13 protein-coding genes are annotated in these 13,717 nt (G+C 62.5%); 10 read left to right on the forward strand and 3 right to left on the reverse strand.

The genetic code is table 11. The annotated features are described in order from the left end of the window. Positions 1-33 precede the first annotated feature (33 nt). Positions 34-1,002, forward strand: a complete 969-nt coding sequence (locus JIN81_RS16495; protein WP_200282465.1) for a helix-turn-helix transcriptional regulator — start codon at positions 34-36, stop codon at positions 1,000-1,002. 12 nt (positions 1,003-1,014) lie between these two features. Here JIN81_RS16495 and JIN81_RS16500 read toward each other — a convergent pair whose 3' ends face one another. Continuing rightward, on the reverse strand, positions 1,015-1,881 hold the full coding sequence (locus tag JIN81_RS16500) for a hypothetical protein (protein ID WP_200282467.1): 867 nt from the start codon (positions 1,879-1,881) through the stop codon (positions 1,015-1,017). Positions 1,882-2,000: 119 nt separating this feature from the next. Between JIN81_RS16500 and JIN81_RS16505 the strand changes: the two genes are divergently transcribed. The 4 genes from JIN81_RS16505 to JIN81_RS16520 all read left to right on the forward strand — a co-directional run bounded on the left by JIN81_RS16505 (position 2,001) and on the right by JIN81_RS16520 (position 7,256). Next, positions 2,001-2,963, forward strand: a complete 963-nt coding sequence (locus JIN81_RS16505) for an alpha/beta fold hydrolase (protein ID WP_200282470.1) — start codon at positions 2,001-2,003, stop codon at positions 2,961-2,963. A gap of 123 nt (positions 2,964-3,086) precedes the next feature. Continuing rightward, positions 3,087-5,822: an isoleucine--tRNA ligase gene (ileS, locus tag JIN81_RS16510; protein WP_200282473.1), complete on the forward strand. Its 2,736-nt coding sequence runs from the start codon at positions 3,087-3,089 to the stop codon at positions 5,820-5,822. After that, positions 5,819-6,430, forward strand: coding sequence for a signal peptidase II (locus JIN81_RS16515; RefSeq protein ID WP_200282477.1), 612 nt, complete (start codon positions 5,819-5,821; stop codon positions 6,428-6,430). Before ileS ends, JIN81_RS16515 begins: the two co-directional genes overlap by 4 nt. Positions 6,431-6,476: 46 nt before the next feature. After that, positions 6,477-7,256: a TPM domain-containing protein gene (locus JIN81_RS16520; protein WP_200282479.1), complete on the forward strand. Its 780-nt coding sequence runs from the start codon at positions 6,477-6,479 to the stop codon at positions 7,254-7,256. On the opposite strand, the gene JIN81_RS16525 is transcribed toward JIN81_RS16520, so the two are convergent. Next, positions 7,192-7,746: a DUF2062 domain-containing protein gene (locus JIN81_RS16525; RefSeq protein WP_234045115.1), complete on the reverse strand. Its 555-nt coding sequence runs from the start codon at positions 7,744-7,746 to the stop codon at positions 7,192-7,194. The genes JIN81_RS16520 and JIN81_RS16525 overlap by 65 nt on opposite strands. A gap of 161 nt (positions 7,747-7,907) precedes the next feature. Here JIN81_RS16525 and JIN81_RS16530 point away from each other — a divergent pair, with 161 nt between their 5' ends. The 5 genes from JIN81_RS16530 (at position 7,908) to JIN81_RS16550 (ending at position 11,761) form a co-directional block, all read left to right on the forward strand. After that, on the forward strand, positions 7,908-8,795 hold the full coding sequence (locus tag JIN81_RS16530) for an undecaprenyl-diphosphate phosphatase (protein ID WP_200282485.1): 888 nt from the start codon (positions 7,908-7,910) through the stop codon (positions 8,793-8,795). A 65-nt stretch (positions 8,796-8,860) separates the two neighbouring features. Continuing rightward, entirely contained in the window at positions 8,861-9,502 is a 642-nt protein-coding gene (locus JIN81_RS16535) for a murein hydrolase activator EnvC family protein (RefSeq protein ID WP_200282487.1), read from the forward strand. 3 nt (positions 9,503-9,505) lie between these two features. After that, complete coding sequence (locus tag JIN81_RS16540) at positions 9,506-10,159, forward strand: thermonuclease family protein (RefSeq protein ID WP_200282489.1); 654 nt, start codon at positions 9,506-9,508, stop codon at positions 10,157-10,159. Between the two features lie 126 nt (positions 10,160-10,285). Then, complete coding sequence (locus JIN81_RS16545) at positions 10,286-11,035, forward strand: hypothetical protein (protein ID WP_200282491.1); 750 nt, start codon at positions 10,286-10,288, stop codon at positions 11,033-11,035. Positions 11,036-11,044: 9 nt separating this feature from the next. Then, complete coding sequence (locus tag JIN81_RS16550) at positions 11,045-11,761, forward strand: uracil-DNA glycosylase family protein (protein ID WP_200282493.1); 717 nt, start codon at positions 11,045-11,047, stop codon at positions 11,759-11,761. Positions 11,762-11,886: 125 nt separating this feature from the next. Here the strand turns inward: JIN81_RS16550 and leuA are convergent, their stop codons facing one another. Then, a complete protein-coding gene (leuA, locus tag JIN81_RS16555) occupies positions 11,887-13,569 on the reverse strand; it encodes a 2-isopropylmalate synthase (RefSeq protein ID WP_200282495.1) in 1,683 nt (560 codons plus the stop codon). Positions 13,570-13,717 lie beyond the last annotated feature (148 nt).

Raw genomic sequence — 13,717 nt, forward strand, 5'->3', positions numbered from 1 at the left:
GGAGATCGCCGGGTTGGGGGGTCGCGGCGGCCGATGCATCGGATCCAATTGATTCATGCGGCCCTGAAGGAAGGGGGCTTCCCGAATTGTCGGACGCTTGCCGAGCGTCTCGAGGTGACGGACAAGACCGTGCAGCGGGACATTTCGTTCATGCGCGATGAACTGGGCCTTCCCTTGGAATACGATCGGAGCATGCATGGCTACACCTACACCTCGGGGGTGGACGAGTGTCCGAGCTTCGGGCTGGGTGCCAAGGAGTTGGCTGGCTATCTGCATGCGCGCGAGGCAATCAGTGCGCTGAGTGGGACGGCCTTGGAGGAATCGATGCGCGATCTTTTTTCGACCCTGAACCACATGGTCGAGCGGCAGTTCGACATTTCCGGCGATGATGTGGAGGCGTCCATCACCCGGCGTGCGAGCGGTGTGGCCAAGGCGGACCCGGAGACCTTTGGGCGTCTTGCGGAGGCTCTTCTCCGACGAAGGGAAGCGACCTTGTTTTATCACAAGATTGGTGCCGAACGTTCCGAGCCGCGCCGGATCCGACCGTACCATCTGGGCGAGGTGGAGGGCTGCTGGTATGTGATCGGTCACGACTTGCAGCGCGAGGCCTTGCGGACCTTTGCGCTGCCGCGGGTGTCGCGGGTGCGGGTGGAGGCGGTCGGCTTCGACAAGCCCGCCGACTTCGACGGGGCAGCCTACCTTGAGCGTTCGTTCAGTGTGTGGTCCGACGAGGAAGGGAAAGCGCTCCAGCAGGTTCGCGTGGAGCTGCGGGGCTATGCGGCGCGGATGGCGCAGGAGCGGCGCTGGCACCCCACGCAGGAGCTGAAGCGTCTGGATGCAGCGGGCGAGCGGGTGGAACTCCGCTTCATGCTCAGTCGGCCGGAGGAATTGTTCCGCTGGGTATTGAGCTGGGGAAGCAAGGCTCGGGTGATCGGGCCCGATGTGCTGAAGCAGCGGGTCGTGCGTGAGTTGGCACGGATGGGTGATGAGAGCGGCGCCTGAGCCGGGGGGGGGTCAAGGGACGGGGATCTGCGGAATCTCGTAGTAATCGATGTCGGTATCGATCCGCCAGAAGGCGCTGCCGGAGGTGGGTTCGCTCAGCGACAGTATTCCTGCGTTTTCCGTGAGCGCACCGGGCATGTCGATGAAGTCGCTGTTACGGAGTCCGGTCGTCGCTTTCTGAGCGAGGTAGCTCTGTCCGTCGAGGAGGTCGAAGGATAGGTGGAAGCTGCCTCCGCTGGTCGCGACCTCAAGTTCGGGGACGATGACTTGGGGGAAAAGGACGAAGTCGTCGATGGCGACCCATTCGCCGTCGGCGGCGGAGGAGTTGGGGACGGCGCGGATGATGAATTCGTCGACATCCGAGAGGGTCAGGTCGTCCAACTCCACGGCGACCCAACCTGCATCGTAGTAGTACCAGGTGTCGTCGGTGAAACTGAAGGTCTCCCATGACCAGGAGGAGTCAGCGGCGGGGGTGACCGATGGGCTGTAGTACCAGCGTGCCTGGGGCACGGACCAGAAGGCGACGTCGACGAAGTTGATGTTGTTGGCATTCTCCGCGCTGAGATTGAATCCGACGCCTCCGGATTTGAGGGCGGCGAGGTTGCCGCTGAAGGCATCGTTCGAGGCGCCGAGGGTGGAGAAATGAAAATCCTGCCCGCCGCTGAAGTTGAAATAGATGGCGGGGTTCGTGGGTTCCGTGACGTCATCCCAGATGGGGAAGTAGTACTGGTCATCCGAGACGTTGTAGACCGACCAGGAGTCGGCATTGGTCGGGTGGGTGAAGCTTTCCCACGGTGCCCGGCTCTGGGCGCTCAGGGACGGGACTGCGAGGGTGAGTAGGACCGCGAGAGCGAGGGGAGGGCGGAAGCTGGGAACCATGACCCGGTAGGATGGGCGCCGACCGGGTTTTATTCATCCGGAGTTGTCCCCATTCGCGGCGTTCCGGCCGTGAACCGGCCGGGCTTGAATCCCGGCGGGCGGAGTCTTAAGGGGTGGGCATGCCACTGGTGAGCGAATCGGACCATGTCGCCCCCTGGTGGTTGCCGGGCGGGCATCTGCAGACGATCGTGCCGTCCCTGTGGAGGAAAGTTTCCGCGCTCACGCGGAGGAGGGAGCGACTCGAGTTGGCGGATGGGGACTTTCTGGATCTCTGCTGGCATGGCGAGGGTGGGGAGCGTCTGGTGATTCTGTCCCATGGGCTCGAGGGGAGTGCGGAAGCCGCCTACATCCAGGGGATGGGCCGGGCGCTGGCGGCGGATGGGTGGGATGTGCTGGCATGGAATTACCGGGGGTGCAGCGGTGAGATGAACCGGCTGCCCCGTTTCTACCACAGTGGCGCGACCTGTGACCTGGCGGCGGTGGTGGAGCATGCGCTGGAAGTCCATCCGGCGAAGACGGTGGATCTGATCGGCTTCAGCCTGGGCGGGAACCTGACGCTCAAGTATCTCGGCGAGCTGGGTGAAGACGGATCGCCCCGTCTCGGGCGGGCGGTGGCGTTTTCGGTCCCTTGTGATCTGGCATGTTCTTCCCGGACGCTGACGACCGCCTTCAACCGCGAGGTCTACATGCGGCGATTCATCGTCTCGCTGGCGGAGAAGGTGCGGGCGAAGGCGGAGATGTTCCCGGATGAGCTCGATCCATCTCGCTTGGAGGGGGTGAAGACCTTCCGCGAGTTCGATGACCGGTTCACGGCCCCCCTTCATGGATTCGAGGATGCCGCGGATTACTGGGCCCGCAGTAGCTCCCGGCCGTTTCTCCCGCAGATCCGCATTCCCGCGCTGCTGGTGAATGCGGCGAATGATCCGTTCCTCGGTCCCGGCTGCTATCCGCGGGACGAAGCCCGGGACAGCGACTGGTTCCACCTGGAGGTTCCACGCGGCGGCGGGCACGTGGGGTTCGGTGGATTGGGCCCGAACTGGGCGGAGAAGCGCGCTGTGAGATTTCTCAAGGGCGAGGGGTGAGCGGGGCTGCCGGAGAAGCGTGGATTTCCGCGGTATCGCGGGGTGGATGGGCCCGGAAATCGCGGGATTTCCCGGTGGTTGACCCGGGAGGGGAGGGTTGCTAGCGTCCGCGCCCTTTCGCCTATGAGCGCCAACGGAGAATACAAAGACACCATCCTGCTGCCGCAGACTGATTTCCCCATGCGGGGGGATCTGGTCAAGCGCGAGCCGCAGCGACTCGCCCGATGGGAATCCGCAGGTCTGTACGAGCGAATTATTGCCCGCCGCAAGGCGCAGAATGCCCCGAAGTTCGTGCTCCACGATGGGCCTCCCTTCGCCAATGGGGACGTCCACATGGGCACGGCGCTGAACAAGGTGCTCAAGGACCTGGTGGTGAAATCGAAGACCATGGCGGGCTTCGAGGCGCCTTTCGTCCCCGGTTGGGACTGTCACGGGCTGCCGATCGAGTTCAAGGTGGTGAAGCAGGCGCAAGGCCTGGAGCCGGCGGAGATCCGTCGTCGCTCGGCTGAGTTTGCGAACAAGTTCATCGACATCCAGCGGGGGTCCTTCAAACGCCTCGGGGTTTTCGGGGACTGGGAGAACCCGTATCTGACGATGGCGCCCGAGTATGAGGCTGAGATCGTCCGGACCTTCGCCAAGCTGGTGGAGGAGGGGGTGGTGTATCAGTCGAAGAAGCCGGTGCAGTGGTCCTATGGGGCCCACACGGCGCTGGCTGAGGCCGAGGTCGAGTACCAGGACAAGACGAGCCCGGCGATCTACGTGAAATTCCCGCTGACTCCGATGTCGGCATCGAAGCTGGGGATCGGCAATGCCTCGCTGGCGATCTGGACGACCACTCCCTGGACGCTGCCGGCGAACCTCGGGGTGGCCCTGCATCCGGACTTCACCTACGTGGTGGGACAGTTCGAGGGCAACGGCCGGAAGGAAATCCTCATCGTGGTGCGCGAGCTCATCGATACGCTCGTGGAGAAGACGGGCATGCGGCTGGTCACCGAGCTCAAGGAACTCAAGGGCCGTGAGCTGGAGAACCTTGAAGCCAAGCACCCGTTCCTTGACCGGACCTCGAAGGTCATCCTCGGGCAGTTCGTGACGACCGAGGCAGGCACCGGTGCGGTGCACATCGCTCCCGGGCATGGTGCAGACGACTACGTGGTCGGCCGCCAATATGGTCTTGATGTGCTTTCCCCGGTCGATGACGACGGCAACTTCACCGAGGAAGCCGGGCTTCCTGAGTTGGTCGGCAAGCATGTCTTCAAGAGCAACGACTGGATCATCGAGCTTCTCGAGCAGAAGGGCGTCCTGCTGGCGCAGGAAACCTACGAACACAGCTACCCGCACTGCTGGCGCTCGAAGACGCCGATCATTTTCCGCGCGGTGGAGCAGTTCTTCATCTCGCTGGATTCACTGCGCGAAACCGCGCTGAGCGAGATCGACAAGGTCGAGTGGCTCCCGGCGTGGGGTCGCAACCGGATCTACGGCACGGTGGAAGCCCGGCCGGACTGGTGCATCAGCCGCCAGCGGACGTGGGGCGTGCCATTGCCCGTCTTCTTCAAGCACGGCAAGGCGGTGCTGTGTGCGGAGACTTCGCGCAAGGTCGCCGATCTCGTCGAGAAGGAAGGGACGAATGTCTGGTTTGAGCTTTCGGATGAGGAACTCTGCGAACGTCTGGGCCTGGAGAAGGGGCTCACCCGTTGCCGTGACACGCTCGACGTGTGGATCGACTCCGGTTGCTCGCACGTGGCGGTGCTCGACAAGCATCCGGAGCTTCGGGTGCCGGCGGATCTCTACCTCGAGGCGACCGACCAGCACCGCGGCTGGTTCCAGAGCTCGCTCATGATGAGCGTGGCCTACCGTGGCAAGGCACCCTACAAGTCGGTGCTGACGCACGGATTCGTGGTCGACAAGGACAAGAAGAAGATCTCGAAGTCCGACGCGGCGAAGGCCGGCAAGCCGACGGATGCCTCCTACTTCTACGACAAGTATGGTGCGGACATCGTGCGCCTGTGGGTCAGCTCGGTCGACTGGCAGACGGAGGTTCCCTTCGGCGAGGATCTGTTCAAGCAGGTGGCTGAACCGTACCGCCGCCTGCGCAACACGCTGCGCATCCTGCTCGGCAACCTGGATGGCTTCGATCCGGAGATGGATCGGGTGGCTGCAAGCCACATGCCGCTCCTGGACCAGTGGATCCTCGAACGTCTCAACAAGGTGGTCGGCGAATGCCGCAAGGCCTACGAGCGCTATGAGTTCCGCAAGGTGTTCAACGAGTTGAACCAGTTCTGCGCCACCGATCTGTCGGCCGTCTACATCGATGCGACGAAGGACCGGATGTATTGCGATGCCAAGAGCTCGGTGCGGCGCCGTGCCACGCAGACGGCGATGTACGACATTTTCAGTAGTCTGTGCCGCATGCTGGCACCGATCCTCGCCTACACCGCGGATGAGGCCTGGGAGTTTGCGACCTTCACGGAGGGGAGTGTCCACGAACAGGACTTCCCGGATGCCGATGAGAGTTTCTCGGGTGATGAGGCCACCCACAAGGTGAACCGCCTGCTGGAGATCCGCCACGAAGTGCAGACGGCGATCGAGGAGCAGGTGAAACAGAAGGCATTCAAGAAGAACAACGAGGCGGCGGTCAGTCTGACGGTCAAGGAGGGCGAGGCGGTCTACGATCTGCTGAACGACTCCGAGTTTGCCAAGGAGTTCTTCATTCTCGCCGAGTTCTCGGTCAAGCCGGGTGCGGAGTTTGCCGTCGAGGTCAGGAAGTCCGACCACGGCATGTGCCCGCGGTGCCGGCGCTATGAGCCGTTGGTGGAAGACAAGTTGTGCGAACGCTGTCACGGCGTGATGGCCGGGCGATGAGTGATTCGAAGTCAGCTGGGACGGGGGACGGGAATCCTGCCACCGGGAGAATCTGGCCGTGGCTGCTGGGGGTGACCCTGCCGCTCTACGTGCTCGATCAATGGTCGAAGTTCTGGATTGTCGACCGCTTCGTGCCGCCTTGGGTGGATGCGCCGATGGATGAGCGGATGATCCCCGTCATCGAAGGCACTTTCAATCTGGTCCGGGTGCACAACCAGGGCGTGGCTTTCGGCATGGGGAATGGGACGGAGTGGGCTCCGCTGGTGTTTCCCTTCATCTCACTGACGGCCTTCGTGCTGATCACGGTCGGACTGAGGAAGAGCTTCTTCGTCGGGAAGATGGGGATGCTCGCCGTGGCGCTGCTGATTTGTGGGATCATCGGCAATCTAACGGACCGTCTGGTGCAAGGACATCTCCTCGAGGAGATGGAGGGCGCGTCGACCTGGGAGAAGTTCAAGGCCGGCTACGTGGTGGACTTCCTCGACTTCACGATTCCGGTGATCGATTACCGCTGGCCTTCGTTCAACGTCGCGGATTCCTGCATCTGCGTGGCGGCGGTGTTGCTCTTCATTTCCGGCTGGCTGGCCGAGAGGCGGAAAGAGGCATGACTCCTCCGGGCTTGTGAAAGCCGGTTTGGCGGGCAAGGTTGCTGCCGTGAAATTGTGGCTGAGCCTGCTGACGATCCTGTGGTTGCCTTTGATGGCGCAGCAGTCGTTCGAGCTTCCCGTGCCGCCGAGACCGGCGAACCGGGTGCTGGATCAGGCCCGGCTTTTCGCGGTGGAGCCGGAGCGCAGACAAGCGCTGGAGGCGAAGCTGGCGGAGTTCACCGGGCGGACGGGCTATCAGGTGGAGGTCGCGCTTTTCGACAACCTGATCGGCGTGGAGCTGCCCGAGCAATCGGAGATGATCAAGGACGAGTGGTTGGGCGACGCTCCGGGGCTGGTGCTGGTCGTGGTGACCGACAGTGGCGATTGGCGGATCGCTTGGGCCTCGACTCCGGATGTGGTGACTGAGAGTGGAACGGTGCCGGTCCTCGATGAGCATGATGTGGCGCCGCAGACGCGTGTGGAGGTGGTCAATACGCTCCGCGCTCTTCCGAGGATGGAGACCGGGTCGCTGGATGGGGTGGGGCGTCTGGTGGATGCCCTGCTTTCCTCCTTGGAGTCCTCATTCACTCCTGATGAGCGACCGAGGGCACAGCGACTTCGTGTCTGGGTGCTGGGTATCGGGGCCTTGGCGGGGGTCGTGCTTCTTGCGCTGATGGCGGTGACGCTGTCACGCCGCGGCGATGCGAAGCGGCGGGATCAATGGGTCTTCCCGGACGTGCCGGTGGGTCAGCGCCTGGGTGCTGCGGCGGGAGGTGGAAAGATCAGCTCGAGGACTTTTTCTCAGGGCGCTCGCGCGAACGCCGGCGACGAAGCATCGGAGGCTTGATCGGCAGGTGGTCGGGAAGGATGGCTGAGAAAAGATGGACCAGCGGGTAGGCTGCAAGGGCGAGCAGCACCCCACAGGTCAGGAAGCCGAGAATGAAGGCGGAGACGTCGAGATGCACGGTGGCGCCGCCGAATGGCACGTCGACCTCACCGAGTTTCGGCATGGGCACGCCGAGGGAGTCGCGGAGCCAGAGCCCGAACTTGTGCTGGGTGATGCGGATGAAGGGTTCGGTGAGTGGATTGCTGATGAAGCAGGCCAGCACGGCGAAGGGAATGTTGGCGCGACCTCGGGCAGCGAGTGCCGCGGCCACGAGCGTCTGCCCGGGCATGGGCATCATCGAGAAAAAGCATCCGATGGAGACGGCGGCGGCCACGCTGTCGCGGCAGGGTTGCCAGAGTCGGCGGTCGAGCAGTCTCCTGCGGACGGGCTGCCACCATTGGCGGTGCCGGAGCCGCCGGTGTCCGACCAGGCGATGGACCTTTCGAACCAATCGAAGGTAGCGAACTTTCCATTTCCGCGGCGGCACGTTGAAAGTTCAGCCCTGCTCGGGGAGGAATCAATGGCAATCGGTGAAGATCGTATGAAGCTGGTGCTTCTGACTTGGCTCGACGTGGAAAGCCCGCATGCTGCCGCCGCCTGCGGGCCAATAAGATGAACTGGATTCAAGCGCTCATTCTCGGAGTAATCGAAGGTCTGACGGAATACCTCCCTGTCAGTTCGACGGGTCACCTGATCGTTGCCCAGCGATTCATGGGGATTGGGATGGAAGGGCAGGAGAAACAGGCGGCGGACTGCTTCGCCATTTGCATCCAGGCGGGGGCGATTCTGGCGGTGCTGGGGCTCTACTGGCCGCGTGTGCGGCAGATGCTCATGGGGCTGCTGGGGAAGGACCGGGTGGGGCTGAGGTTGTTGATGGCGATGGTGGTCGGCTTCCTGCCGGCAGCCGTGATCGGGCTTCTGGCGAATGATTGGATCGAGGCACGGCTTTTCGGTCTGAAGCCGGTGGTCGCCGCCTGGCTGGTCGGGGGTGTGGGGATTCTTTTCGTAGCGCGCTGGATGAAGCGTGGCGGTGGTTCGAAGGGTGTCGAGTTGGCCGAGCTAACCTGGAAGATGGCTCTGATCGTGGGGCTGGCGCAGTGCGTGGCCATGTGGCCAGGCACGAGCCGGAGCCTGATGACCATCCTCGGCGGTGTGCTGGTCGGCCTGCGCTTGAGCGCTGCCGTGGAGTTTTCGTTTCTGCTGGGCCTGGTCACATTGACCGCTGCCACCGCGAAAAAGGCGGTGTGGCCGATCGAGGGCATCGATGAGCGCTACGATGCGGCCTTCGGCGGCACGATGCTGATGCTCGATACCTACGACTGGATGCCGATGCTGGTGGGGGTGGTTGGAGCGACGGTTTCCGCGGCGTTGGCGGTAAAATGGATGGTCGGATACCTGAATCGCAAGGGTTTGGGGGTGTTCGGGTGGTATCGGATTGCCGTCGGAATCGCGGTTGGCGGGCTGATTTTGACCGACTTCCACGGGTTCGGTTCGGCCTGATTCTTCTTGCCCGAACGATGAGCTGGCCTTGGACTTGCGCTATGACGTTCCCTTGGACTCAGACCATGGGGCGCCTGCTCACCGCACTGGCGCTCGTATTCCTCTGCTCAGGCAGCGGGTTGATCGCCAAGACGGTCCGTATTCCGATTGCCGACGGCTTTGATTTCCCGGTCGGAAAGCCGAATGCGGATGGCTACTACAAGGCGCGAGGCCTGCGGCTCCGCTCTCCCACGCACTTCGGCGAGGACTGGAATGGCCGCGGCGGTGGCAATACCGATTTGGGCGACCCGGTGTATTCGATGGGCAATGGCATCGTGGTCTGGGCCTATGATGTGAAGGCCGGGTGGGGGAATGTGGTGATCATTCGTCACGCCTACCGCGATCCCAAGACCGGGCAGGTCAAACATTGTGACTCTCTCTACGGCCACCTGCGGGTGATGAGTGTGAAGGTCGGACAGCAGGTGAAGCGTGGCGAAAAGATCGGTACCATCGGGTCGAACCGGGGCATGTATGCCGCCCATTTGCACTTCGAGGTGCGTCACAATCTGAACATCGGCATGCACCGGAATTCGGTGGGTCGGGATTACGCCAACTGGGCGGACCCGACGGATTTCATCAACCGCTATCGCCGCCTCAATCGCGAGTGGGGACGTCAGGCGGTTCCCGTCGGAACCTTCAAGGAATACGCGGGCTTCCGCGGCTTGTAAGCGATGGCGATCCAGGCGAAGCAATCGAGCTGGTCGCTCATCCTGCTTCTGGTCGTGGCCGGTGGGCTGTGGCTGAAGGAGCAGATGGCCCGTCCGGACGCCGTTGGCGGTGTGGTGCAGACGGCGGAGGGCTGGGAGCGGATCGAGGGATGTCGGTGGATCCCTCACGACCGGAACGATGGCGACAGCTTTCACGTTCGCTTTCCGGATGGCCGGGAGGAGCAGATCCGGTTGTTTTTCGTGGATGCCCCGGAGTCTGCCCGCCGGAGCTACGGTGGAGGTCGTAGTAATCATGAGCGGATCTCGTATCAGGCGAAGGCCTTCGGGATCGATGATGATGCCGCTGTGGAGGTGGGGCGGATGGCGAAGAAAAAGGTGGAGTCTTGGCTGGGTGATGGAGATTTCGTCGTGGTCACCCGCTGGGAGGATCCATTCGGAGACCGCCGCTTCAGTGCCCTGGTGGAGTTGGACTCGGGCGAGTGGCTTCACGAAAAGCTCGTCAAGGAGGGCCTCGTGCGGATCTACACAAAGGGGACGGTGATGCCCGATGGGACTTCCATCGAGGAGCAGGAGAAGCATCTCCGGAATCTCGAAAAGGCAGCCCGCGCTCACGGGGTTGGCGGGTGGAGTTCGCGTGAGATCCATCAGGTCCGCTAGGACGGGGGCGAGGTTTGTGGGTGGTTAGCCTAGCCTAACACTCAGGAGAAGCGAAGAGGGCTCCTTTGGCTGGACTGCTTCTCGACGTGGCGGGTACTGTATCGTGTTCACCCCCTACATCCCCCCATGAAATTTGACTCCGTATTTCCCGGAGTGCTTGCGCTTGCTGTGCTGGGCACTTCACCACTTCTTGCCCAAGACCTTGTCTATCAGCTCAACGAGCGACCGGTCAGCCAAAGTGAACCGTTCTTTCCGATGGAGAATGGTCTGGCCTATGCCGATGGAGCCACTCTTGGAGGAAGCGAACGATTTGTCACCGAGGCATCGCTTCGGGTGCTCTCGAGCATTGAGCGCACCGGTGATGTGACATTTTCACTGTATGGTGTGACTGCGGCGGACCCTTCAGGAGGGCAACCTGGTGTGACGCCTGGAGCGTTGGCGGCTTTTCAGCCGGGTGCAACCGCTCTGGGTTCGGTCACGCTGAGTTCGGTGAATTTCGGTGGCGGCTTTGCGCCAACTGAACTGATTTTTTCGGGGCTCGATACGCTTGTGGGAGACGATCTCTTCTGGGCGATCGAGTTCAGCGAGGTCACTGGCCTTGAGCAAGATCCTCTCTTCGGGGTGTTTTTGGGGGATTCCGGGACGCTGCCCGTCGCTGGTTCGGCCACGGACCCAAGTCGCCTCTACCGCCGCGGTTCCGGAGCCTCATCCTGGGAGCTCGCGGCCTTTGACGACCCGACTTTTGCGGAGCGGAATCCACCTCTTACGAGTTCATTGGCTGTGAGCATTTCGGCCACTGCCGTGCCCGAGCCCACGGTGGCGGTCCTGGGCCTCCTCGGTGCGATGGGGTTGCTCCGCCGCCGTCGGGCCGCTTGACTAGCGCTCGTGAGCAGGAAATTGATCGAGGCCTCCAGGGTCCTTACGGAGCAACTCCGTCCGCTGGACTTTTCGAAGGCAAGTCACGTGTATTTGCCCACGGACTATGCCCGGGTCCCGCATGAGAAGTATTTGCGGAAATTCGGGACCGGCCGGAAGCGGGTGTTGATGTTGGGAATGAATCCCGGGCCTTGGGGGATGTCACAAACGGGTGTGCCCTTCGGTGAGATTCCGGCCGTCCGGGATTGGATGGGGATTTCAGGGAAGGTGGGAAAGCCGGAGCCTGAGCACCCCAAGCGACCGATCACCGGATTCGCGTGCGAGCGTTCCGAGGTCAGCGGGCGGAGGCTCTGGGGGTTGTTCGCCGAACGCTATCCCGATCCCGCCGACTTCTTTGCGGATCATTTCGTCAGCAACTACTGCCCCTTGGTATGGATGAGTGAGACCGGGGCGAACATCACGCCCGACAAGCTGCCCAAGTCCGAGATGGAGCCGGTGGAGAAGGCTTGTCTGGAACACCTGATCAAGGTGATCGAGTTGATGGATCCGGAGTTCCTGATTGGTGTCGGCGCCTACGCGGAAACCAAGCTCAAGGCCGCGGCGGACGCGGTCGGCAGTCAGGCCACGCTCGGCAAGATCCTGCATCCGTCGCCTGCCTCACCCGCTGCGAACCGCGGCTGGGCGGAAGCGGCGACCAAGCAGTTGAAGGCCCAGGGGGTGTGGTAGGGATGGGAGGTTCGCCAAGGTGCTTTCAAGGGACCGCGCGGCGCTGCCGCGCATGAATCTGGATGGTGTGCTGGTCCGATGGATGCGCAGCAGCGCTGCGCGGTCCTTTAGGAAGGTGGGTCAGGTTATCGGAGCAGGTTCCATGCGGTGACCAGGGCCTTGAGGCCGGCCATCTCGATGGAGGGGTCGATGCCGCAGCCCCAGAGGATGCGTCCATCGTCGTGCTGGAGTTGGACGTAGGCGGCGGCATTGGCGTCTGATCCGCCGCGCACGGCGTGGGAACGGTAGTCGGTGACCTTGGCGTCCTTTAGTCCGACGCTCTCCAGTGCGTGGACGAGTGCGTTGATCGGGCCATTGCCGGCCCCGGTGATCTGCTTTTCATCACCGTCGATTACGATGGTTGCCGTACACTCGACGCGCCCTTTTTCGGTCTGGGAATGAATCAGTTCGTAATCGGAGATGCTGAGGGGGGACTCCACATTCGCGAAGAGCTCGTAAAAGGCATCGCGGATCTCGTCCGGAGTGAGCTCACGACCCTGCTGGTCGGCCAGGTCGTAGATGGTCTTGCCGACCTGTGGGTGCATGGTTTTGGGTAGATCGAGGCCGTGTTCTCGGTCCAGAATGTAGGCGATGCCGCCTTTTCCGGACTGGGAATTGATGCGGATGATTGCTTCGTAGGAGCGCCCGATGTCCTGCGGGTCGATGGTGAGGTAGGGGACTCCCCACTCAAGGGCGGCATTGGCTTCCAGTTCCTTGGCACGACGATCCAAGCCTTTCTTGATGGCATCCTGGTGCGATCCCGAAAAGGCGGTGAATACGAGTTCGCCACCGTAGGGTTGACGCTCGCCGACGGTCATGCGGGTCACGCGTTCGTACACCTCGCGGATGGCGGGCAGGTCGGAGAAATCGAGGCCCGAGTCGATGCCGTGGCTGTTCATGTTCAGCGCGACGTTGACGATGTCGAGATTGCCGGTCCGCTCGCCGTTGCCGAACAAGGTGCCTTCGACGCGGTCGGCGCCAGCCATCAGGCCGAGTTCGGTGGCGGCGGTGCCGGTGCCGCGGTCGTTGTGGGTGTGGAGGGAAACATCGATGCTGTCACGTCGGTCAAGGTGACGACACATCCATTCGATCTGGTCGGCGTGGATGTTGGGCGTCGCCCACTGGACGGTGTCGGGCAGGTTGATGATCATCCGTTTTTGGGGAGTCGGCTCCCACACGCCGATCACGGCATTGCAGCACTCGAGCGCGAAATCGAGCTCGGTGTCGGAGAAGGACTCCGGGGAGTACTGGAGGACGACTTCGGTCTGCGGAATCGTCGGGACCAGTTCCTTGACCAGTTGTGCGCCTGCCACGGCGATGTCGCGGATGTCTTCGCGCGAGGCATCGCTGAAGGTGACCCGACGCTGCAGCGGCGAGGTGGAGTTGTAGATGTGGACGATGGCCCGTTTGGCGCCGGCGATGGCTTCAAACGATCGCCGGATGAGGTGTTCCCGGGTTTGGACGAGGATCTGAATGGTGACGTCTTCGGGGATGCGGTTTTCCTCGATCAGGCGGCGGCAGAAGTTGAACTCGGTGTCGGCGGCCGAGGGAAAGCCAATCTCGATTTGCTTGAATCCGATGCGGCAAAGCAGGTCGAAGAATTCGAGCTTCTCCTCGATCGACATCGGTTGGGGCAGTGCCTGGTTGCCGTCGCGCAGGTCGACCGAGCACCAGATGGGGGCGTGATCGATGGTGGCGTCCGGCCACGTGCGATCCGTCAATTTGACCGGAGGAAATGGCCGGTATTTCGAGATAGAGGTAGGGTTCATGGAAAATGGGTCAGGTTGGGAAAATCGAGAATTCGCCAAGGAGGCGGGGTTGCCGCGAGGTGTGCGGCAGGCCGTGTTTACGGGCGGTAGGAAAAAGGGAAAATCAGCGGGTGGCCAGCCCTAGAAGGAGGGCGGGAAGTTCAAGGAG

This window comes from Haloferula rosea (genome assembly GCF_016595525.1).
Classification (GTDB): domain Bacteria; phylum Verrucomicrobiota; class Verrucomicrobiia; order Verrucomicrobiales; family Akkermansiaceae; genus Haloferula; species Haloferula rosea.